The sequence below is a fragment of the Streptoverticillium reticulum genome (genome assembly GCF_047456005.1).
GTDB lineage: Bacteria > Actinomycetota > Actinomycetes > Streptomycetales > Streptomycetaceae > Streptomyces > Streptomyces reticulum.
In genome coordinates this window covers 3,484,692-3,506,963 of the sequence record NZ_CP179755.1, presented here as the reverse complement: position 1 = coordinate 3,506,963, position 22,272 = coordinate 3,484,692, and the positions used below count along the sequence as shown (strand labels likewise).

General features: G+C 71.1%; 19 protein-coding genes and 1 pseudogene. 13 read left to right on the top strand and 7 right to left on the bottom strand.

Annotated elements, in window-relative coordinates:
• Window positions 1-2 precede the first annotated feature (2 nt).
• Entirely contained in the window at window positions 3-563 is a 561-nt protein-coding gene (locus tag ACMATS_RS15710; protein ID WP_414168225.1) for a Uma2 family endonuclease, read from the bottom strand.
• Between the two features lie 249 nt (window positions 564-812).
• Here ACMATS_RS15710 and ACMATS_RS15705 point away from each other — a divergent pair.
• A pseudogene (locus tag ACMATS_RS15705) lies at window positions 813-1,535 on the top strand (RNA polymerase sigma factor); the annotation flags it as partial.
• Window positions 1,536-1,636: 101 nt separating this feature from the next.
• A complete protein-coding gene (locus ACMATS_RS15700; protein ID WP_390780427.1) occupies window positions 1,637-1,819 on the top strand; it encodes a DUF397 domain-containing protein in 183 nt (60 codons plus the stop codon).
• A gap of 17 nt (window positions 1,820-1,836) precedes the next feature.
• Here the strand turns inward: ACMATS_RS15700 and ACMATS_RS15695 are convergent, their stop codons facing one another.
• The 4 genes from ACMATS_RS15695 to ACMATS_RS15680 form a co-directional block, all read right to left on the bottom strand.
• Window positions 1,837-2,304: a hypothetical protein gene (locus ACMATS_RS15695; protein ID WP_390780428.1), complete on the bottom strand. Its 468-nt coding sequence runs from the start codon at window positions 2,302-2,304 to the stop codon at window positions 1,837-1,839.
• A 74-nt stretch (window positions 2,305-2,378) separates the two neighbouring features.
• The gene (locus ACMATS_RS15690; protein WP_391154030.1) at window positions 2,379-2,609 is read right to left on the bottom strand and encodes a DUF397 domain-containing protein; all 231 of its coding nucleotides are present in this window, start codon (window positions 2,607-2,609) and stop codon (window positions 2,379-2,381) included.
• A 147-nt stretch (window positions 2,610-2,756) separates the two neighbouring features.
• Entirely contained in the window at window positions 2,757-3,605 is an 849-nt protein-coding gene (locus ACMATS_RS15685) for a helix-turn-helix domain-containing protein (RefSeq protein WP_414168224.1), read from the bottom strand.
• Between the two features lie 27 nt (window positions 3,606-3,632).
• On the bottom strand, window positions 3,633-4,160 hold the full coding sequence (locus ACMATS_RS15680) for a DUF6879 family protein (RefSeq protein WP_390780430.1): 528 nt from the start codon (window positions 4,158-4,160) through the stop codon (window positions 3,633-3,635).
• A gap of 759 nt (window positions 4,161-4,919) precedes the next feature.
• On the opposite strand from ACMATS_RS15680, the gene ACMATS_RS15675 reads away from it, so the two are divergent.
• From ACMATS_RS15675 to ACMATS_RS15640, 8 genes are all read left to right on the top strand, one after another.
• Window positions 4,920-6,212 (top strand): helix-turn-helix domain-containing protein, encoded by a 1,293-nt coding sequence (locus ACMATS_RS15675; RefSeq protein ID WP_414168223.1) that lies wholly within the window; start codon window positions 4,920-4,922, stop codon window positions 6,210-6,212.
• Window positions 6,213-6,306: 94 nt separating this feature from the next.
• Complete coding sequence (locus ACMATS_RS15670) at window positions 6,307-8,031, top strand: acyclic terpene utilization AtuA family protein (RefSeq protein ID WP_414168222.1); 1,725 nt, start codon at window positions 6,307-6,309, stop codon at window positions 8,029-8,031.
• A complete protein-coding gene (locus ACMATS_RS15665) occupies window positions 8,028-9,626 on the top strand; it encodes an acyl-CoA carboxylase subunit beta (protein ID WP_414168221.1) in 1,599 nt (532 codons plus the stop codon). The genes ACMATS_RS15670 and ACMATS_RS15665 overlap by 4 nt, the downstream gene beginning before the upstream one ends.
• Before the next feature lie 7 nt (window positions 9,627-9,633).
• Window positions 9,634-11,556, top strand: coding sequence for an acetyl/propionyl/methylcrotonyl-CoA carboxylase subunit alpha (locus ACMATS_RS15660; RefSeq protein WP_414168220.1), 1,923 nt, complete (start codon window positions 9,634-9,636; stop codon window positions 11,554-11,556).
• On the top strand, window positions 11,556-12,713 hold the full coding sequence (locus ACMATS_RS15655) for an acyl-CoA dehydrogenase family protein (RefSeq protein ID WP_390780435.1): 1,158 nt from the start codon (window positions 11,556-11,558) through the stop codon (window positions 12,711-12,713). Before ACMATS_RS15660 ends, ACMATS_RS15655 begins: the two co-directional genes overlap by 1 nt.
• 29 nt (window positions 12,714-12,742) lie before the next feature.
• Window positions 12,743-13,483 (top strand): enoyl-CoA hydratase family protein, encoded by a 741-nt coding sequence (locus tag ACMATS_RS15650; RefSeq protein WP_414168219.1) that lies wholly within the window; start codon window positions 12,743-12,745, stop codon window positions 13,481-13,483.
• Window positions 13,471-14,064 (top strand): TetR/AcrR family transcriptional regulator, encoded by a 594-nt coding sequence (locus ACMATS_RS15645; protein WP_414168218.1) that lies wholly within the window; start codon window positions 13,471-13,473, stop codon window positions 14,062-14,064. Before ACMATS_RS15650 ends, ACMATS_RS15645 begins: the two co-directional genes overlap by 13 nt.
• 256 nt (window positions 14,065-14,320) lie before the next feature.
• Complete coding sequence (locus ACMATS_RS15640) at window positions 14,321-16,267, top strand: phosphocholine-specific phospholipase C (RefSeq protein WP_414168217.1); 1,947 nt, start codon at window positions 14,321-14,323, stop codon at window positions 16,265-16,267.
• Window positions 16,268-16,384: 117 nt separating this feature from the next.
• On the opposite strand, the gene ACMATS_RS15635 is transcribed toward ACMATS_RS15640, so the two are convergent.
• Window positions 16,385-17,485: a citrate synthase 2 gene (locus tag ACMATS_RS15635; protein WP_390780439.1), complete on the bottom strand. Its 1,101-nt coding sequence runs from the start codon at window positions 17,483-17,485 to the stop codon at window positions 16,385-16,387.
• Between the two features lie 459 nt (window positions 17,486-17,944).
• Between ACMATS_RS15635 and pdxH the strand changes: the two genes are divergently transcribed.
• Both pdxH and ACMATS_RS15625 read left to right on the top strand, forming a co-directional pair.
• Complete coding sequence (gene pdxH, locus ACMATS_RS15630; protein ID WP_390780513.1) at window positions 17,945-18,571, top strand: pyridoxamine 5'-phosphate oxidase; 627 nt, start codon at window positions 17,945-17,947, stop codon at window positions 18,569-18,571.
• A gap of 547 nt (window positions 18,572-19,118) precedes the next feature.
• A complete protein-coding gene (locus ACMATS_RS15625; protein ID WP_414168216.1) occupies window positions 19,119-20,522 on the top strand; it encodes a PAS domain-containing protein in 1,404 nt (467 codons plus the stop codon).
• A 63-nt stretch (window positions 20,523-20,585) separates the two neighbouring features.
• On the opposite strand, the gene ACMATS_RS15620 is transcribed toward ACMATS_RS15625, so the two are convergent.
• Window positions 20,586-21,341 (bottom strand): SIS domain-containing protein, encoded by a 756-nt coding sequence (locus tag ACMATS_RS15620; RefSeq protein ID WP_414168215.1) that lies wholly within the window; start codon window positions 21,339-21,341, stop codon window positions 20,586-20,588.
• Window positions 21,342-21,512: 171 nt separating this feature from the next.
• Between ACMATS_RS15620 and ACMATS_RS15615 the strand changes: the two genes are divergently transcribed.
• The gene (locus ACMATS_RS15615; protein ID WP_336414740.1) at window positions 21,513-22,205 is read left to right on the top strand and encodes a metal-dependent transcriptional regulator; all 693 of its coding nucleotides are present in this window, start codon (window positions 21,513-21,515) and stop codon (window positions 22,203-22,205) included.
• The last annotated feature ends 67 nt before the right edge of the window (window positions 22,206-22,272 follow it).

Here is a 22,272-nt window from a genome sequence, read left to right as displayed (position 1 = left end):
GCTCAGAAATCGTCGGTGTCCAGGACGAGTCCGAACGGCTCCGGCAGCTGCAACGCCGTGCCGAACGGGTGCGGCCCTTCGGCCCGCTCGTAGCCGATCGCGCCGGGTGCGGAGTACAGCGTCCAGGTCTCGTCCTGCCGGTCGACCACCAGGTACAGCGGAGCGCCGAACTGGGCATAGCGCCTGCGTTTGGTCACACGGTCGGTGTCTCCGTTGGACGGCGAGGTCACCTCGACGATGAGCAGGCTCTGATCGGGAACGATGCTCGGCGCGTCCTTGGCCACGACCTCGCGCGGTACGACGGCGAGGTCGGGGACGTACCAGTTGGGCGTGCCGGGGAGGTCGACGTTGCCTGATCCGGTGCGGCATCCCAACTCGCGTACACGAGCGTGGATCTGAGCCCTGATGGACTCGGCCGCACCCTCATGTCCCCATGTCGGCGACACCGGCTGGATCACTCCCTCGATGATCTCGGCGCGGTCCCCCGCGACATGCTGAACGGCGATCTTCAGCGCCCGTTCCAGGTCGGCGGGGTCAGCCGGTTGATAGGGCTGCACACTCACCGTGCACTCCTTTGCTGTGGTGGCGGATCCGGAGCCGCCGAGGTGCCTCACCGGACGCTATCGCCGCATCAGGGACGAGCGCGTCCCCCGCAGGAGTGCCGTCCGGGTGACCTGAGTCATGTCGGGCCGGGGCGGGCGTCGTGCTGGACAGAGTCAACGGCACCGGTCGCTTCGCCGGAGGGGAGTCGGACTTACTCCTCTAGATTTGCTCACCGGGGGATGTCGAAAAGCGCCGACCGGCTCCGACTCCCAGTCGAGCCGCCCCCCGGGGAGGTGGCGCTGACGCTCCGGGCGGTCGGCGGCCTCACCACGGGCCAGATCGCGCACGCGTTCCTGGTGCCGGAGGCCACCATGGCGCTGGGGGTACCCCCGGCCGGAGGCTGGGGGAGGATCAGCCGGGCGAAGCAGACGATCAGGGGCGCCGGTTTCCCGGACGGCCCCGAGCGACTGCCGGCGGTGCTCCAGGTGTTGTACCTGATCTTCAACGAGGGCTACACCGCCACCTCCGGCCCCGGCCTGCAACGGACCGAGCTCGCCGCGGAGGCCATCCGGCTTGCCCGCGAGGTGCACCGGCTGCTGCCGGACGACGGCGAGGCCGCCGGGCTGCTCGCGCTGATGCTGCTCACCGACGCCCGGCGGGAGGCACGCAGCGCGGACGGCGCGCTGGTGCTGCTCGCCGAGCAGGACCGCAGCCTCTGGGACCGCGCGCGGGTCGCGGAGGGTGTCGCGCTGGTCCCCGGCACCCTGCCCAAGGGCCCTGCCGGGCCGTACCTGTTGCAGGCCACGATCGCCGCGATCCATGCCGAGGCGCCGTCCACCGAGGAGACGGACTGGGCCGAGGTGCTGATCCTCTACAAGATCCTGGACCGGATGGCGCCGAACCCGATGGTCACCCTGAACCGCGCGATCGCCACCGCGATGGTGCACGGCCCGGCCGAGGGCCTGGCCCTGCTCGCGACGCTTGACGACGACAAACACCTCATTTTCCGGCGCGCTGAAGAGGCTGCTCTCGACCCCGAGGATTCACGGGATTTCATCGACAAGGTTGCTGGTGAGCTGTGAAGGGCTGGACGATGTCTGATACCGCCTGGCAGAAGTCTTCTTTTTCTGGTGACAGAGACGAGTGTGTCGAGCTCGGCCGTCATCGCGGAAAGGTTGTCGTACGTGAGAGCGCCGAGCCGAGCGTTGTGATATCAGTCGGCGCGGTGCACGTACGAGCTTTGATCGGAGGGCTAAAGGAAGGGTGTTTCGACTGAACTGACGGCTGAGGTGGCTATTCGGCGGGACACGGCTGACCGGGAATCGCACGATTCGGCGAGCACGCCACCGCGGCAAGGCTGAGGAACAGCGGTCGTCCCAGGTAGTACCCGAGCGCCACGTCCCCACCCCAGCCCATCGTCTCCGCTGCATACGAGACCGTCTGCGCGAGTCGGGTCTTGTTCTGGTCGGCGTGCGACATGAAGCGCACTGCATACGCGGCGAGTTGACCGCTCAGCCAATCGGCGGCCTCCTTCGGGCGCCGCCACGTTCCCCGGATCAGCGTGGCAGGCTTCACCAGCCAGTACGCCGTTTCGAGCGGCGGAACCTCGGTCACCCGCCACTCCGTCACCGCTTCCCGATACCGCTCAACTACCTCCTGAGGGCTCGTCGGTGTCGGCTCCACCGGCGATGGCGGGCGCCGGACGCTCTCCTTGTCGAACACGGCCTTGTCACCGACCCACAGATAGCCGTGGAAGTGCATGGGGCGTCCTCCGCGCAGACGGGAGCAGCTCCCGCCCTCCCGGAGCGGAGGGCGGGAGCTGCCGGGTGTCGGGTTCAGGCCGTGAGGCCGAAGCGGCTCGGGTCGATGCCGGCCGAGTCCAGCTCGGCCGTCGTGAACCTCAACGGTTCGGCCTGGGGTCGCTTGCTGTCCCCCAGGGCCCAGGCGTGCTCACTGATCCGGGCGAGTGTCACGCACGATTCACCGTCCGGGTGCGTGTTGCCGCCGCATGCCTTGGCGAAGTGGGCCCCGTTGATGTCGAGCCCGTACAGGTCGGTTCCGTTCATGGTCGTACCTTCCTGAAAGGGTGGAGTCGACGCCGGTCAGTCGCCGTAGCCCTGAGGAGCGGCTCGACCGGGCGCCGCGGTCGTGAGCAAGACGCTAGAGAGTGCGGTCAGTTGGCGGCTATGTGGTTGCAGCAGATTGCAGAGCAATCACCCGAGCGCGTCGATTGCGCTGGTGATCAGCGACCGCGCGTGGGAGCCGTACACCGCGTGCTCCTGGAGCTCGACGAAGGCCTTCACGTACATGGCGACCTCACCGGGAGCGGTCACGGTGACCTGTGCGGTGAGGAGCTCGACGGCGGCTTGCCTGTCGTCGAAGACGTTGAAGGTCTCCAGCGGCCACAGGGTGCGGGATGCCGTGAAGGGGATCACTCCCAGGGAGACGGACGGCAGGGACATCACCGAGAGCAGATAGCCGAGTTGCCCGGCCATGGCCTCGGGTTCACCTATCCGGTAGCGCAGCACCGACTCCTCTACGAGCATGGCGAACCGCCTGGCGCCGTCGTGGACGACGTGGGAACGTGCGAGGCGGGCCGCTACGGCATCGGCGACGTCGTTGGGCGCTTCACGGAAGTCGGCGACTGACGACAGCAAAGCAGTCGCGTACGCCTCGGTCTGGAGGAATCCCGGCATGACGCTGGAGCAGTAGACGCGGAAGTGACGCGTCTGCTCGTACAAGGGGACGTAGGACTCCTGGATCCTGCGTAGCCCAGTCCGGTGCAACCGCTTCCATTGCACGTACAGGGAGTCAGCGGTGCGGTTCGCCGCGATGAGATCAGCGGCTTGCTCCGGTGCACCGCAGGCCTCGCACCAGGCTCGGAGGTCGGCATCCGACGGAGCGGTCTTGGCATTCTCGATCCGCGATGACTTGGCAGGATGCCAGCCGCACTGGACTGCCAGGTCACGTCCGGTGAGACCTGCGTCCAGCCGGATCTCCCGCAGTCTTGCGGCGAGTGCTTCACGGGCGGCTTGGGCGCTGGAGGATGGCGACGTGGGCATGTGCTGGCAGTCCGGTGGTGGCGTGTGTCAGACCGTGTACCTCTCGTGTGGGGTACCCCGTTCCCACACTGCCTCGAACGCAGAGGCGCACAGTTTTGCGACGGCAGGGTCCTTGCTCACGGAAGGTCCTGCGGACGTGCCGTCCCCGGTGAAGTGATTGAACATGACGAGCCGTTCGTCGAACAGCCAGAAGTCGTTGCCAGGAAGAGCGATGTCCGATGCCTTTCGGCGCGCCAGCCAGCGGACTTGTTCCCCGGCTGCGATGTTGACCTGGGTGCCTGCGTGCTCGTACTTGATGTAGTCGGTCACCGGCTCGGAGACGATACGGGCGCGGCGCACGACGACTCCTCGGGCGATGGTCCGGCGGATGAGATCGACCCACGGGGCCCAGTAGGCCGACGCCACATCGACGTCCCGCTGACCCGTGCGCTTCCAACCCGCGAAGTCCTCCGCCTCCGGCCCGATCCCGTAGGCGTCACGCATCTCCAGGTGTACGGCTGACACCTGCGCCGACTCCAGCAGCTCGGTGAAGCTGGGCTGCTTGCTCTGCGACATCACACGCCTTCCTGATCAGCGGCACCATCCGTGCCGGGATACGGACCACGGCCTCCGTGTCGGGCTTGGGGCTGTCCTTCAGACACTCGGCCAGGGTTGCCTCGCCGGCGATCCAACCCTGGAAGATGAGTTCGGGTTCGGTGCCCGTCTCCGTGTCGACCCAAACCGCGGGGCACTCGTTGTGTCCGGTGTTGGGATCGATCCCGATGAACCGTAGAGCCATGACTGCCTCCCATGCCGAGCCAGTTGCGGTTGGTTGCACGACTGTCCGCCCTTCGTGCCCGTCCGTCAAGAGCGCCTGGGTGCGGGCAACGCCGGACGTGGTTGCCCTGTCCGTTCGACGAGCTCGTCCGACGACTCAGCTGTTGCTCGACCGCATGTCCTCTGGGGCTGACCCGTGTTGTGGCCGCGTCCTATCGGATCAGTAGGTACAGGGCGAGCGAGGCCGCTGTCGGCAGGGACAGGGCCGCACAGACCGTGCAGAATCGCAGCGTTGCCTGCCAAGTGGCGATGGCTGAAGTGATCAACGCTGCCAGGTGCTGCCCGACAGCAGCCATCGCTCCCGCATCCGGATGCACACTGTCGTCACGTGTGCCTGCAGTGCCACAGCGCGAAGCGCGAGTGGCGGGGGCTTGATGACGCATCGCAGGTTCCTCCCGTATCGGCAGGCGTCGCTTGCCGACGCCGTCGCCTCCGAGTGCACTGGATCCGCTGAACTTGCACAGGAGGCAATCCCCTTCGTGCCACCCAGGCGGCAAGATGTCGCCCGACAACATCAGCGGGGGAAAGGCGAGGGCGATGGTCAGGGAGTCGCAGGAATCGGAGGAGGCCGGGCAAGTTCGCACGGGCCGCGGCCTCGAACCGCTCGAGGGCAAGGGACTCACGCAGCAGGTGCGGGAACTGGCCCTGTACCTGCGACGACTACGGTCACAGAGCGGGTTGACCAGCGCTGCCTTGGCCGAACAACTGGGCTTGGACGCCGGCACGGTATCGCGCTACCTGAGCGGCGATCGGCTCCCCGAACTGTCAGTCCTGGGAGTGATGCAGGATCTGGCTGTCTCCGCGACCGGGCAGGCCGTCAGCGACGAGGAGCGGCGGGAAGGGAGGAGCCTGTTGTACGAAGCCGCACGGGCGCGGGGTCCCCTGCCCTTTTACCAGGTCGAGTTGGCCTTGGCGCGGGAGGCACTGGCAGAGCAGGAAGCCCGGAGCCGTCGTGAAATCGCCGAACTGACCGACGAGCTCGCCAGAGAGCGGCTGCGTCGTCAGGAGGCGGAAAAGGTCCTCGAGACCCTTCAAGGCGCCGTTGACCTCGGGGCACAGGTCGACGCCGAGCGGCTTGAAACACTGGGTCGTGCACGGGACCAAGCCGCTGCTCGCGTCGCCGAGTTGGAAGACAGAGTCAGACAGTATGAGGCCCTCTCCAGGCTGCTGCACGAGAACCGCGAACGGATTGCCCGAATGGCCACGGACACTGTGACCGAGGTGGAGGCCTGGTACACGGGAGCGCGCATCTCCGTGGAACCCGACGTTGCCCGGCTCGAGACGGCCGACGAGATTGTGATGGCCCTGGAGGATGCGCGGGACACCGTTGACTTGGATCGTGCATCGGTTGTTATCGCGGAGCTCATCTCCCGGTACGACTCGGAACTCGTGGCCAACGTCGTCGGGCTCCTGCATGATGGCCTGCGGCCGAGGGAGGCCGATCGGATAGCGGTTCAAGCCGCAGTGCGCTGGCCTGTACAGAATCTCGTCCGGCTTGCCATCACATTTCGTGAAGCGAATGGCAACACTTCTTGGGGATACGAAAAAATGGGATCGAGTCGCAAATCATTCTTCACCACCATTGCGTCCCAACGCACTTCGGGCGACCTGGCGAAGCTGCTTGTCGCGATGGCGGAACGGGCCGATGCTGATGTCGATGTCAATAGCTTGGCCAGGGCAATCCGCAATAAGCGTGGGTCCGCCTTCGCGGAGGGACTCCGTGTCGACCTCTGGAGGTACGAAGCCGATGTACGGCTGTCCGACCTCTTCAGGCTCGATCCGGGCACGTAGGCGCCACAGAGGGGTTCCGCCCGGCACCCCGCCCCGGCCGAAAACCGTTCAAGCGTGCTTGCTTGTTTCCCGCCCCCCTGCCACCCTCCTCTGCATGTCCGCGTCAACGCCAACGCGCTTATTCCCGCCCCCGCCCCCACTCCGCATCGGGAACGCCTCCGGCTTCTACGGCGATCGGTTCTCCGCGCTCCGCGAGATGCTGACCGGGGGGCCGCTCGACGTCGTGACCGGGGACTATCTGGCCGAGCTGACCATGCTGATCCTCGGCCGGGACCGGCTGAAGGACTCCGGTGCGGGGTATGCCCGCACGTTTCTGCGGCAGTTGGAGGAAGGGCTCGGGCTCGCCGTCGAGCGCGGGGTCAAGGTCGTGACGAACGCCGGGGGGCTCAACCCCGCCGGGCTCGCCGAGCGGATCGGGGATCTCGCCGAGCGGCTCGGGGTGCCCGTGCGCGTCGCGCACGTGACCGGTGACGATCTGAGTGCCGAGCGCGAGCGCTGGGGCAAGGGGGTCATCACCGCCAACGCCTACCTCGGCGGCGCCGGGATCGCCGAGTGTCTGCGGGCCGGGGCAGACGTCGTCGTCACCGGCCGGGTGACCGACGCGGCCCTCGTCAGCGGGCCCGCCGCCGCGCACTTCGGGTGGTGCGCCGAGGACCTGGACCCGCTCGCCGGCGCCGTCGTCGCCGGGCACATCCTGGAGTGCGGGGCCCAGGCGACCGGCGGCAACTACGCCTTTTTCCGCGAGCACGACGTCCGCCGCCCCGGCTTCCCCCTCGCCGAGATCCACGCCGACGGCTCGGCCGTCATCACCAAACACCCCGGCACCGGCGGTGCGGTCACCGTCGGCACGGTCACCGCGCAGCTGCTCTACGAGACGGCCGGGCCGCGCTACCCCGGGCCCGATGTGACCGCCCGGCTGGACACCGTCCGGCTCGCGCAGGACGGGCCGGACCGGGTGTGCGTCAGCGGAGCGCGCGGCGAGCCGCCGCCGGCCACGCTCAAGGTCGGGCTGACCCGGGCGGGGGGCTGGCGCAACGAGGTCGTCTTCGTGCTGACCGGGCTCGACATCGAGGACAAGGCACGGCTGGTGCAGGACCAGGTCGAGGAGGCCTTCGGCGACCGGCGGCCGGCCGAGGTGCGCTGGACCCTGGCCCGTACCGACCACGCCGATGCGCCCGTGCAGGAGGAGGCGAGCGCGCTGCTGCGGCTCGTCGTGCGCGACCGCGACCCGGAGACCGTCGGCCGGGCGGTCGGTGCCGCCGCCGTGGAGCTGGCCCTGGCCTCGTACCCCGGGTTCCACCTCACGGCCCCGCCCGGGCAGGGCTCGGTGTACGGGGTGTTCGAGGCCGCGTGCACCGAACCGGAGAGCGTGCGGCACGTGGCCGTGCTCCCCGACGGCACCCGGGTGCCGGTGCTTCCGGCGCCCGTACGGGAGGTCCACGGACCGCCGTTGCAGGACGCGTTGCCCGAGCCGCTGCCCGCCGGACCCACCCGCCGGGCACCGCTCGGCCTCGTCGCCGGGGCGCGCAGCGGGGACAAGGGCGGCAGCGCCAACGTGGGCGTCTGGGCCCGCGACGAGACCGCCTGGCGCTGGCTCGCCCACGAGCTCACCGTCGAGCGGTTCCGGCAACTCCTGCCCGAGACCGCCGCATTGCCCGTCGAGCGGCACGTCCTGCCCCGTCTCCGGTCCCTCAACTTCGTCGTCGACGGCCTGCTCGGCGAGGGCGTCGCCGCGCAGGCCCGTTTCGACCCCCAGGCCAAGGCCGTGGGGGAGTGGCTGCGCGCCCGCCACCTGGAGATACCGGAGGTGCTGCTGTGACGGTCCTGGCCTCGGCGCTCGACACCGGCAGCCCGGAATACGCCGCCCACCGCGCCGCCATGCTGGAGAAGCTCGCCGCGCTCGACACCGAGCATGCGAAGGCCCTCGCCGGGGGCGGGGAGAAATACACCGCCCGGCACCGGGCCCGCGGCAAACTGCTCGCCCGTGAGCGGATCGAGCTGCTCCTCGACCCGGACACGCCCTTTCTCGAACTCTCCCCGCTCGCCGCCTGGGGCAGCGACTACGCCGTCGGCGCCTCGATGGTCACCGGCATCGGCGTCGTCGAGGGCGTCGAATGCGTCGTCACCGCCAACGACCCGACCGTGCGCGGCGGGGCCAGCAATCCCTGGACCCTGAAGAAGTCCCTGCGGGCGCACGAGATCGCGCACGCCAACCGGCTGCCGCTCATCGGGCTCGTCGAGTCCGGCGGCGCCGATCTGCCGTCCCAGAAGGAGATCTTCATTCCCGGCGGGGCGCTCTTCAAGGATCTCACCCGGCTCTCCGCGGCCGGAATTCCCACGGTGGCCGTGGTGTTCGGCAATTCGACGGCGGGCGGGGCGTACGTCCCCGGAATGTCCGACCACGTCGTCATGGTGAAGGACCGGGCCAAGGTCTTCCTCGGCGGCCCGCCCCTGGTGAAGATGGCAACGGGCGAGGAGAGCGACGACGAGTCGCTCGGCGGGGCCGCCATGCACGCGAGAACGTCCGGCCTCGCCGACCATTTCGCGGTCGACGAGACCGACGCGCTGAGACAGGCCCGCCGCATCGTCGCCCGCCTCAACTGGCGCAAGGCGCACCCCGATCCGCCGCCCGGTGCACCCCCGCTGCTCGACGAGGACGAACTGCTGGGCATCGTCCCGGGCGACGTCAAAATCCCCTTCGACCCCCGCGAGGTCGTCGCCCGCATCGTCGACGGCTCGGATTTCGACGAGTTCAAGCCGCTCTACGGCCCGAGCCTGACGACGGGGTGGGCGGAGCTGCACGGATATCCCGTCGGCATTCTGGCCAATGCGCAGGGCGTGATCTTCAGCGAGGAGTCCCGGAAGGCCGCGCAGTTCATCCAGTTGGCCAACCAGCGGGACATTCCGCTCGTCTTCCTGCACAACACCACCGGCTACATGGTGGGCCGCGCCTATGAGCAGGGCGGCATCGTCAAACACGGCGCCATGATGATCAACGCGGTGTCGAACTCCCGGGTGCCGCACCTGTCCGTGCTGATGGGCGCCTCGTACGGGGCCGGGCACTACGGGATGTGCGGCCGGGCCTACGACCCCCGGTTCCTGTTCTCCTGGCCGAGCGCCAAGTCGGCCGTGATGGGGCCGCAGCAGCTCGCCGGGGTGCTGTCGATCGTGGCCCGGGCGTCGGCGGCGGCGAAGGGGCAGCCGTACGACGAGGACGCCGACGCCGGGCTGCGGGCCGTGGTGGAGCAGCAGATCGAGTCGGAGTCGCTGCCCGCGTTCCTCTCCGGGCGGCTGTACGACGACGGGGTGATCGACCCGCGCGACACGCGGACCGTGCTGGGCATCTGCCTGTCCGCGATCCACACGGCACCGGTCGAAGGGGTGCGGGGCGGTTTCGGTGTCTTCCGGATGTGAGGCGGAAATGATCGCACCAGCCATCACGACAGTGCTCGTCGCCAACCGGGGCGAGATCGCCTGCCGCATCTTCCGCACCTGCCGGGAGCTGGGCATCCGCACGGTGGCCGTCCACGCCGACCCGGACGCGGAGTCCCTGCACGTCCGCGAGGCGGACAGCGCGGTGCGGCTGCCCGGGGCGGCGCCCGCGGACACGTACCTGCGGGGCGACCTGATCGTCCGCGCCGCCCTCGCCGCGGGCGCGGACGCCGTGCACCCGGGATACGGATTCCTCTCCGAGAACGCCGAGTTCGCGCGCGCCGTGACGGACGCGGGGCTGGTGTGGATCGGCCCGCCGCCGGAGGCCATGGCTGCCATGGCCTCCAAGACGCACGCCAAGCGGATCATGGTGGAGGCCGGGGTGCCGCTGCTGTCGCCGGTCGCCCCGGACCGGGCCGGCGCCGCCGACCTGCCGCTGCTGCTCAAGGCGGCGGCCGGGGGCGGCGGCCGCGGGATGCGCGTGGTGCGTGATCTTTCCGTTTTGCAGGGCGAGTTGGCCTCGGCGCGCGCGGAGGCGGAGGCCGCCTTCGGGGACGGCGAGGTCTTCGCGGAGCCGTACGTGGAGGGTGGCCGGCACGTGGAGGTGCAGGTCCTCGCGGACGCCCACGGCACGGTGTGGACGCTGGGGACGCGGGACTGCTCGCTGCAGCGCCGCCACCAGAAGGTGATCGAGGAGGCCCCCGCACCCGCCCTGCCGGACGCCCTGCGCGCGGAGCTCGCGGCGGCGGCGACGGCCGCGGCGCGGGCGGTGGGCTATGTGAGCGCGGGGACGGTGGAGTTCCTGGTCGGCCAGGACGGCCGTCCGTACTTCCTGGAGATGAACACCCGGCTCCAGGTGGAGCACCCGGTCACCGAGCGCGTGCACGGCGTGGACCTGGTGGCCCTGCAGATCCGTGTGGCGGAGGGCGCCCGGCTGGACCCGCAGGGGCCGCCTGAGCCGCGCGGGCACGCGGTCGAGGCGCGGCTGTACGCGGAGGACCCCGGGCGGGGGTGGCAGCCGCGGACGGGGACGGTGCACCGGCTCCGCGTCCCGGCCGACGGCGCGGTCCGCACCGATGCGGGGGTCGCCGACGGCGACACGGTCACGTCCCACTACGACCCGCTGCTCGCCAAACTGATCGCCTGGGCCCCCACCCGGCCGGAGGCCGTCCGCCTGCTGGCGGGCGCGCTGGAACGCGCCGAGATCCACGGCCCGTTCACCAACCGCGACCTCCTCGTGCGCTCCCTCCGCCACCCCGAGTTCGCGTCCGCCCGCATGGACACCGGCTTCTACGACCGGCACCTCGCCGGACTCACGGCCCCGTGCGAGGGGACCCGGCTCGCCGCCCTGGCCGCCGCCCTCGCCGACGCGCAGGGCCGCCACCGCTTCGGCGCCTGGCGCAACCTGCCCTCCCAGCCGCAGGCCAAGCGCTACCGGTCCGAGCCGGACGGCACGGAGCACGAGATCCGCTACCGCCTCACCCGCAAGGGCGGATTCACCGCCGAGGGCTTCGACGGCGTCCGCGTGCTGCAGGCCGCACCCGGCCGCGTTGTCCTCGAAGTCGACGGTGTGCGCCGCCCGTTCGACGTCACGGCCTACGCGGGGGGCACCTGCGTGTACGTAGGCGGCCACGCCCTCACCGCCCTGCCCCGCTTCCCCGACCCCGTCGCCCCGCGGGAGTCCGGCTCGCTGCTCGCCCCCATGCCGGGCACGGTCGTCCGGGTGGCCGAGGGCATCGCCGTGGGCGGCCCGGTGGAAGCCGGACAGACCCTGCTCTGGCTGGAGGCCATGAAGATGGAGCACCGCATCGTCGCACCGGCCTCCGGCACGCTCACCGCCCTGCACGCGATCCCCGGCCGGCAGGTCGAGGTCGGGGAGGTCCTCGCAGTCGTCACGGAGAAGGAGGCCTGATGGCCCTCATCGAGACCGACGAACAACGCACCCTGCGCACCGCCGTCGCCGCGCTCGCGGCCCGCTACGGCCACGACTGCTTCGCCGCCGCCGCGCGCGACGGCCGCACGACCGACGAACTGTGGGCCGAGGCAGGCAAATTTGGCTACCTCGGCGTCAACCTCCCTGAAGAGTACGGCGGCGGGGGCGGCGGCATCACCGAGCTGGCGATCGTCCTGGAGGAACTCGGCGCCGCCGGCTGCCCGCTGCTCCTGCTCGTCGTCTCGCCCGCCATCTGCGGAACCGTGATCGCCCGCTTCGGCACCGACGAGCAGAAGCAGCGCTGGCTGCCCGGTCTGGCGGCCGGCACCCTCCGCATGGCCTTCGGGATCACCGAACCGGACGCCGGGTCGAACTCCCACCGCCTCACCACCACCGCCCGCCGCGACGGCGACGGCTGGATCCTCACGGGACGCAAGGTCTTCATCTCCGGTGCGGACATCGCCGACGCGACCCTCGTCGTCGGGCGCACCGAGGACGCCCGGACGGGCCGGCTCAAGCCCTGCCTCTTCGTCGTCGAGCGCGACGCGCCAGGCTTCGTCCGCCGCCCGATCCCCATGGAACTGGCCGCGCCGGAGAAGCAGTTCGAGCTCGTCCTGGACGACGTCCGGCTGCCCGCCTCCGCCCTCGTCGGCGACGAGGACGCCGGGCTGCAGCAGCTCTTCGCCGGCCTCAACCCCGAGCGCATCATGACCGCGGCCTTCGCGATCGGCATGGCCCGCTACGCGCTCGCCCGCGCCGTCGGCTACGCGCGGGTCCGGCAGGTGTGGGACGAACCGATCGGCGCCCACCAGGCCATCGCCCACCCGCTCGCCCAGGCGCACATCGAGACCGAACTGGCGCGGCTGATGACGTACAAGGCGGCGTACCTCTACGACACCGGGGACGACGCGGCCGCGGGCGAGGCTGCCAACATGGCCAAGTACGCCGCCGCGGAGGCGGCCGTCCGCACCGTCGACCAGGCCGTGCACACCCTCGGCGGCAACGGCCTCACGAAGGAGTTCGGCCTCGCGGCGCTGATCACGGCGTCGCGCGTGGCGCGGGTCGCCCCGGTGAGCCGGGAGATGATCCTCAACTACGTCTCGCACCGGACGCTGGGCCTCCCCAAGTCCTACTGAAGCCCCCTTCTGGAAAGGACGGTCTGATCATGCCGGTGGTCCGCCGCGCGTACGAGCAGGGCGTCACGACGCTGACGCTCGACTCCCCGCACAACCGCAACGCCCTCTCCGCCCGCCTGCTGGCGGAACTGCACGAGGAACTGTCCCGGGCGGCGGAGCACCCCGGAACCCGCGCCGTCGTCCTCACCCACACCGGCACCACGTTCTGCGCCGGGGCGGACCTGCGCGACCGGGTGCCCACGGGCCCCGACGGGATGGCCCGGCTGCTGCGCAGCATCGTGGAGCTGCCCAAGCCCGTCGTCGCCCGGGTCGCCGGGCACGTACGGGGCGGCGGGATCGGGCTGTTGGGGGCCTGCGACATCACCGCGGCCAGGGCGGACGCGTCCTTCGCCTTCACCGAGGCGCGACTGGGCCTGGCGCCCGCCGTGATCTCCCTGCCGCTGCTGCCCCGCCTCGAACCCCGGGCCGCGTCCCGCTACTACCTGACCGGCGAACGGTTCGGCGCGGCGGAGGCGGCCCGCATCGGCCTCGTCAGCGTGGTCGCGGACGACGTGGACGCCGCGCTCGCTCCCGTCCTCGACGGCCTGCGCCGCGGCTCCCCGCAGGGCCTGGCCGCGTCCAAGAGACTGGCGACGGCGGAGGTACGGCGCGCCTTCGACCGGGACGAGGCGGAACTCGTCGCCCTGTCGGCCCGGCTGTTCGCCTCGGCCGAGGCCCGCGAGGGCATGACGGCCTTCCTGGAACGGCGGGACCCCGCATGGCTGCGGTGACGGCCCCCAAGCAGGACCGCAGCCGCCTCACCCGGCAGCGCCTCCTCCAGGCCGCGATCGCCTGCCTGGCCGAACACGGCTGGGCGGGCTCCACGGTGACGGTCGTCGCCGAGCGGGCGGGAGTGTCGCGGGGCGCGGCACAGCACCACTTCCGCACGCGCGAGGACCTGTTCACGGCAGCGGTGGAGTACGTGGCCGAGGAACGCTCGGCAGCCCTGCGCGCGCTACGGGGCCCCGCCTGCCGGACAGCGGTCGTCTCCGAACTGGTCGCCCTCTACACGGGCCCGCTGTTCCGCGCCGCACTGCAGCTGTGGGTGGCCGCGTCGTACGAGGAACAACTGCGCCCGCGCGTCACGGTATTGGAGGCCAGGGTGGGCCGCGAGGTCCACCGCATGGCGGTGGACCTGCTCGGCGCGGACGAGTCCGTCCCCGGGGTGCGGGAGACGGTGCAGGGCCTGCTGGACATGGCACGGGGGCTGGGCCTGGCGAACCTGCTGACGGACGACGCTGCGCGGCGGGACCGGGTGGTGGCGCAGTGGGTGCGGATATTGGACGGGGTGCTGGGGGGTGGCGCTCCGTAGGGGTGCCCCGGTCCCGCCCCGGCGGTGCGCCCCGTAAGGGGCGCGGGGAACTGCGCGACCAGCCACGACGCGCCCGCACTGTTGACAGGGGTCTGGGGGCGAAGCCCCCAGGAAACGGCGAAAGGGTGGGAGCGGGGCCTAGAACACCACTTCGCCTGACGGTCGCCTCAAGTCAACCTCCCGTCCGTTCCGTTGCACGCACACCCCGGCTACCGTGCGGGCCGGTTCGCACACCGACCCGACGAGGAGCCGCCGCATGTCCCCTATCACCCGCCGCACCTTCGTAGGCACATCGGCGGCAACCGCAGCCGCGGCAGCGGTAGGCGCCGGCACGGTAACCCCCGCCGCGGCGGCCACCCCGGCGGTTGCCGCACCCCGCACCCCCTCCGACGTCGGAGACGTCAGACACGTGGTCGTCCTCATGCAGGAGAACCGCAGCTTCGACCACTACCTCGGCACCCTCCACGGCGTCCGCGGCTTCGACGACCGTCAGGGCCTCGTCTTCCCCGACGGCAGCAGTGTTCTGCGCCAGCCCGACCCCGCCCGCAAGGACGGCGGCTATCTCCTCCCGTACCGCATGGACACCACCCGCTTCAACGCGCAGAACGCCGACGGGCTGCCGCATGACTGGACCTCCGGCCACAACGCCATCAACCACGGCGCGATGAACAAGTGGGTCTCCGCCAAGGGCGAGCGCTGCATGGGCTACTTCACGCGCGAGGACATCCCGTACCAGTACGCCCTGGCCGACGCGTTCACCGTCGCCGACCACTACTTCTGCTCCATGGCCGGCCCCACCGACCCCAACCGCCTCTACCTGTGGACGGGCACGCCCGGTCCCGGCACGGACGGCACGACAGGCCCGTTCACCGACAACAGCGTCGTCACCGACAACCCGGTAGCCGACTGGACCACCTACGCCGAACGGCTCCAGCAGGCCGGCGTCAGCTGGCGCGTCTATCACAACCCCGGCAAGGACGACCGCTACGGCGACTACGACGACAACGCCCTCTCCTACTTCCGCCAGTTCCACGACTTCCCGCAGGACGACCCGCGGTACGTCAACGCGATGACGAAGTTCGACCTGTCGGCCTTCGACCAGCACTGCAAGGACGGCACGCTGCCCACCGTCTCCTGGCTGGTCGCCCCGTACCTCTTCTCCGAACACCCCTCCGCCAGCCCGGACTACGGCGCCGACTACGTCAACACGGCCCTGCAGTCGCTCTTCTCGAACCCCGAGGTGTGGAAGCACACCGTCTTCCTGGTCATGTACGACGAGAACGACGGCTACTTCGACCACGTCGTACCGCCCTTCCCGCCCGCCGGCACGCCGGACGAGTTCGTGAACGGCCAGCCGATCGGTCTGGGCAACCGGGTCCCGCTGTGGGTGATCTCCCCCTGGTCGCGCGGCGGCTGGACCAACTCGCAGGTCTTCGACCACACCTCCGTACTGCGCTTCCTGGAGCGTGTGACGGGCGTGGAGGAGCCCAACATCAGCGCCTGGCGGCGCGCGGTGTGCGGCGACCTGACGAGCTGCTTCGACTTCTCCCGGCCGGACTACTCCGTACCGTCCCTGCCCGACACCAAGGATCTCGTCCGCAAGGCCGACCAGGGCGCCAAACTGCCGCCGGTGAAGCTGCCGGCCGGCGGGCACCAGACGACCCCGGTCCAGGAGCCGGGCACCCGCCCGTTCCGCCCGCTGCCGTACGCACCGGATGCGACAGTGAGTGTGGACGCGCAGAGCGGCAAGGCGGTGTGCACGCTGCGCAACGCGGGCAGTGCGGCCTTCCACTTCACGGTCTTCCCGAACGCTCATCTGCCCTTCGCCGGAACGCCGTTCACGGTCGAGGCGGGCGGTAGCGCGGAGTACGTCTGGGACATGTCGGCGACCGGCGGTGCGTACGACTTCACGGTCTACGGCGCCGACGGATTCGTGCGCCGCTTCAAGGGCACGGCGGCCGCCCACGCCACCGAGGTGACCGGCACGCCGGGCCGCTCCGGCCTCGCCCTCAAGGTCACCCACGCCGACTCGGCAGCCTTCACGTTCACGCCGAACGGTTCGGGCGGCACGCGCCGGACGGTGACGGTGCAGGGCTCGCACCCGGTGAACTGGCCGACTGCATCGGGCCGTTACGACGTGACCGTCACCGGCCCGGACGGCTTCCTGCGCCGGCTGGCGGGCACCCACTACGGGCACCACTGAGCAGGAACGGTGTGCGGGGCGCGGTGGTGCCGCGCCCCGCAAGGTCTGCTCGGCCTGTTCAGCCCGTCAGCCCGTCAGCCCGTTCAGCTCGTCAGGCCGTTCAGCTCGTCAGGCCGTTCAGCTCGCGATGTCGGAGTAGCCCTCGACCTCGCGCGGGTTGCGCGGCCCGGGGCCCACGTAGCGCGCCGTGGGGCGCACGAGGCGGCCCGTGCGCTTCTGCTCCAGGATGTGCGCACTCCAGCCCGCCGTGCGGGCGCAGGTGAACATCGAGGTGAACATGTGCGCCGGGACCTCCGCGAAGTCCAGGACGATGGCCGCCCAGAACTCCACGTTGGTGGCCAGGACCCGGTCCGGGCGGCGGTTGTGCAGCTCCTCCAGCGCCGCCTTCTCCAGCGCCTCCGCGATCTCGAACCGCGGTGCGGCCAGCTCCTTGGCCGTGCGGCGCAGGACGCGGGCGCGGGGGTCCTCGGCGCGGTAGACGCGGTGGCCGAAGCCCATCAGGCGCTCGCCGTTGTCCAGGGCGGCCTTGACGTAGGCCATGGCGTCGCCGGTGCGCTCGATCTCCTCGATCATGCCGAGGACGCGGGAGGGCGCCCCGCCGTGCAGCGGGCCGGACATGGCGCCGACCGCGCCGGACAGCGCGGCCGCCACGTCCGCGCCCGTCGAGGCGATGACGCGGGCGGTGAAGGTGGAGGCGTTCATGCCGTGCTCGGCGGCCGAGGTCCAGTACGCGTCGACGGCCTTGACGTGCCGCGGGTCGGGCTCGCCGCGCCAGCGCTTCATGAAGCGCTCGACCACGGTGTCCGCCTTGTCGATCTCGCGCTGCGGCACCATCGGCAGTCCCTGGCCGCGGGCCGACTGGGCGACGTACGACAGGGCCATGACGGCCGCCCGGGCGAGGTTGTCGCGGGCGGTGGCCTCGTCGATGTCCAGCAGGGGTTTGAGGCCCCACACGGGCGCGAGCATCGCGAGGGCCGACTGCACGTCGACCCGGATGTCACCCGAGTGGACCGGGATGGGAAAGGGCTCGGCCGGCGGCAGTCCCGGGTTGAAGGAACCGTCGACCAGCAGGCCCCAGACGTTCCCGAAGGACACGTGGCCGACCAAGTCCTCGATGTCGACGCCTCGGTAGCGGAGCGAGCCGCCTTCCTTGTCGGGTTCGGCGATCTCTGTTTCGAACGCGACGACTCCCTCTAGTCCGGGTACGAAGTCGGACATCAGGCGGCTCCTCATGATGTGTTCGACAAGCGACTGCTGACCGTCCGGCGGGATCTCCGGCCGATGGTCAAAGAATGTCTGCTGCGGTCTGCTTCTGGCGGCGCCGAGCGGGATACGCGGCTGCGTGGCGCGGCTCGCGGTCCGTTTCGGTCAACCCGGTCATGCCCCGTGCAGCTGTACTTCACCCGGTTCTTCACCCGGCCTCCGCAGAAGGCCTGCTCCGCTCCGGGCCGGAATCGACAGCCGGTGGGGCGGATGTGGCACAGCTGTCCACTGCGTGATTCTGCGCGCTCGCCGCGCGCGGGGGAAGGTGATGTCTGGCACACGCCCCTTTCCCGCACCCGGAGGTTTGGAACGGGTGGCGCGGGGCAGGCTCAGCGCCCCCTCCGCCTTCCCCGGTCCCCGCCCGTCCGGCAGGATGAGCCCGTGTCCCATGCCGATGATCTCGATCCCGCCGCCATGCGCGCGCAGTACCAGTCCACCGGCCTCGCGGAGGAGGACCTGGCCACCGACCCGTACGAGCAGTTCGGCCGCTGGTTCGCGCAGACCGCCGCGAGCGGGCTGCACGAGCCCAACGCCATGATCGTCTCCACGGCGGACGCCGCCGGACGGCCCAGCTCCCGGACGGTCCTGCTCAAGGCCTACGACGGCCGCGGCTTCGTCTTCTACACCAACTACGGCTCCCGCAAGGCCCGGGAGATCGCGGAGAACACCCACGTCTCCCTGCTCTTCCCCTGGCACCCGATGGCCCGCCAGGTCATCGTGACCGGTACCGCCGCCCGGGTGGCGCCGGAGGAGACGGCCGCGTACTTCCGCTCACGGCCGCACGGTTCGCAGATCGGCGCCTGGGCCAGCGCCCAGTCGACGGTGGCCGCCTCGCGCGCAGAGATCGACGAGGCCTACGAACGCGCCGCCGCCCGCTGGGCCGAGGGCGAGGAGGTGCCGGTGCCGCCGCAGTGGGGCGGCTTCCGGGTGACCGCGGAGACGGTGGAGTTCTGGCAGGGCCGCGAGCACCGGCTGCACGACCGGCTGCGGTACGTGCGCCGGGAGGGCGCCGGCTGGCGCGTCGAGCGGCTCTGCCCGTAGCGCCCGAAGGGGCGCGGGGCTGTTGACATATCGGCCGGTCAGTAGGGGGCGCCCCGAAGGGGCGCGGGGAACTGCGCGACAAGCCACGACGCGCCCGCAGTCGACGTCCCGGGGCTTCGCCCCGGACCCCTGGGGTGGTGCGTCGGCTGCAGGCCGTCGGTGGCCGGTCGCGCAGTTCCCCGCGCCCCTTACGGGGCGCCCCGCCCCGTAACGCAGACGATCCGTGGGCCGGTTACCGCCGCGCCTTGCGGCGCGGCGGTGCCGAGCGGACGACTCGGCGGCCCACGGATCGGGTGACTGCCTGGGATTGGGCCGGCGGTTCCCCCAGAGCCTGAACGGCCTGGGCGGTACCCCCAGCGCAGCGCTGTACGCGACGACGGGCGCTAGCCCGCAGTCACCTCACGCGTCCGGATGTAAACCATGTCCCGAACCACCTCCCTTCTCGTGTGCCCCACAGCCTAGGAAGGCCCCTCGCGGGGTCACAACCGGTTTTTCCCGTGAACGGATTTCACGGAAGACGGCGCGGTGTCCGTCACGGTCGAGTTGAATGACCCGTCGTGCAGGACATGCAGACGCGTCCAGCAGGGGGTACCCCGTGACCGTTCCACATTCCTCAGGCCCTGCCGCAGCCGCCTCCGACAGCGACGACCACGACCTTCTCGTCGCGCTCCTCGACGGTATGGACGCCGCGCTGTTCGCCTTCGACGCGAACGGCACGGTGACGCACTGGAACCGCGAGGCCGAGCGGATACTCGGCTGGCCCGCGGAAGAGGCCGTCGGACGGTGCGGCCTGACGGGCTGGGCGGTGCGCGACGCGGACGCGGAAGAAGTGACCGCCCGGCTGCTCGGTGCGATGAAGGCGCACGGCCGGCAGGTGGACGAGTTCGCCCTGCTGACAAAAGAGGGCGGCCGGATCCTCGTCCGCGTGCAGTCCTCCGTGGTGCACGGCGCCGACGGCAGACCGGCAGGCGTGTACTGCGCGTTCAGCGAGGTGCACACGCAGATCGACCTGGAGCGCTCGGTCGCCCTCAGCGAGGCCCTGTTCGGGGACGCGTCCTGGGGCGTGGTGCTGGTCGACGCGGACCTGCGGCCCGCGCTGGCCAACGCACACGCCGCGCGGGCGCTGCGGACGAGCCGCACGGCCCTGCTGGGCCGGCCGCTGGGGGAGCTGCTCGAACAGGGCGTGGAGGACCTGGAGGGCGCCCTCCAGCACGTCCTCGCCGCGGGCGCGCCGCCCGCGCCGACGGACCTGTGGGTGACGCTGCGCGGCGACCGGGGAGCCCCGGTGCCGGAGCGGCGCTGCTGGCGCTCGGGGTTCCTGCGCCTGGCCACCCCGCTGGCCGAGGAACCGGTGCCGCTCGGAGTGGCCTGGCTCTTCCTGGACGTCACCAAGACGCGGCTCGCCGAACAGGAGAGCGCCAGGCTGCGGTTCCGGGGCAGCCAGCTGCACCGCGCGGGGCGCGCGGTGGCGGAGTGCGAGGACCCGATGGAAGCGGCGGCGCTCTACATGGACTTCGCGCTGGCCGGCTTCGCGGACCACGCACTGATCGATCTGCTGCCGTCCGCCGAGGCGGCCCCGGACGGCCCGATCCGCCTGGTCCGCGCCGCGGCCACGCCGGCCGGCGCCCCCGGCCAGTCGCTCCCGCCGGGCGGCGGCCTGCCGGTCCCGTACATGGACGGCCACCCTGCCCTCCAGGCGGTCGAACGCTGTGGCTCGGTCCGCGCGGCCTCGGACCGCACGGAGGACTGGGCGGCGGCCCGCAAATGGCCGGACGGCACGCGCCACGCCCTGTCGACGGCACTGCGGAGCCGGGGCAGGACGGTCGGAGTGGTGACGTTCCTGCGCGGGGCGTCCCGCAGGGCGTTCGACCGGGCGGACGCGATGTACGCGGAGGACATCGCGTCCCGGGTGGCGGCGTCGGTGGATCTGGCGGGGGAGGCAGGCCGTTAGGGGGCGCGCCCCGTCAGGGGCGCGGGGAACTGCGCGATCAGCCACCGACGACCTGCAGCCGATTCAGTACCGGAAGAAGATCCGGTCTCTGTACTCGGCCAGTACCCGCCCGTTCCATTCGTGGCCACCGTCGACGTTGCCGGAGCGAAGCACCGGCGGATTGACCCCCCGCGCGGCCAGCTCTCCCGTGGCGGACGCCACGATGGCCTGCAGAGCCGCGCTGGCGACAACGGTCGACGCAGGCCCGAACCGCCCCCCAACCCCCTCGGCAGAGAGCTCCGCATCGCCGGGCGCCACCTTGCTGTCGATGACGACGTCGCAGTGGTCCTTGAGGAACGTCCCGGACACGTGCCGGGACTTCGTCTCCTCCGCGTACGCCAGCGACGTCAGGCCGACGACCTTCAGCCCGAGCGCCCGCGCGTTCATGGCCATCTCCACCGGCAGCGAGTTCCGCCCGGACAGCGAGATGACGATCAGCAGGTCGCCCGGCTGCGCCGGACTCGTGTCGAGGACGGCTCCGGCGAGCCCGTCCACCCGTTCGAGCGCGCTGCCGAGCGTCGCCGGCATCACGTCCACACCCACGGCCCCCGGCACGGACAGGAGGTTCATCAGGGCGAGGCCGCCAGCCCGGTAGACGACGTCCTGCGCGGGCAGCGAGGAGTGGCCGGCGCCGAAGACGAACAGCCGCCCGCCCGCGACGACCGTGTCGGCGATCAGCGTCCCGGCCGCGGCGATCGCCCCGGCCTCCTCGTCGCGCACCCGCTGGAGCAGTCCGATCGCGGCGTCGAGGAACTGCCCGGCCAACTGGTGCTCGCTCATCGCTCACGGACTCCTTGTGCGTCGGGGGCGCGCGGATCACGTTGCGGTCTGGACCAGCACCCTGTCAATACGGGGAGGCCCCGGCCGGGCCGTACGCGGCACCCTTGTCGGTGGTATGCGTCAGAATTGAGTCCAGGGCCAGGCCAGCGCACTACTTATCGAGGGGCACGCATGTCCGGACTGATCGACACCACGGAGATGTATCTCCGCACCATCCTCGAGCTGGAAGAGGAAGGTGTGGTCCCCATGCGCGCCCGCATCGCCGAGCGGCTCGACCAGAGCGGCCCGACGGTGAGCCAGACCGTGGCCCGCATGGAGCGTGACGGGCTGGTGACGGTCGCCGGCGACCGTCACCTGGAGCTCACCGAGGAGGGTCGCCGCCTGGCCACGCGCGTGATGCGCAAGCACCGGCTGGCGGAGTGCCTGCTCGTCGACGTGATCGGCCTGGAGTGGGAGCAGGTGCACGCCGAGGCCTGCCGCTGGGAGCACGTGATGAGCGAGGCCGTGGAGCGCCGGGTGCTGGAGCTCCTGCGGCACCCCACGGAGTCGCCCTACGGCAATCCGATCCCGGGTCTGGAGGAGCTGGGGGAGAAGGCCGAGGCCGATCCGTTCCTCAACGCCGGCATGGTCAGCCTGATGGAGCTGGAGCCCGGGACCGAGGGCAAGACCGTGGTCGTCCGCCGCATCGGCGAGCCGATCCAGACGGACGCCCAGCTGATGTACACGCTGCGCCGCGCCGGGGTGCAGCCGGGTGCGGTCGTCAGTGTGACGGAGTCCCCCGGTGGGGTGATGGTGGGCAGCAGCGGCGAGGCCGCCGAGCTGGAGCCGGACATCGCCTCGCACGTCTTCGTCGCCAAGCGCTGACCCCCGCCGCAGCTCCTGCGGCACCCGCTGCGACCTGCCGGGCCGTGCCCTCGCCCGGCGGGTCGGT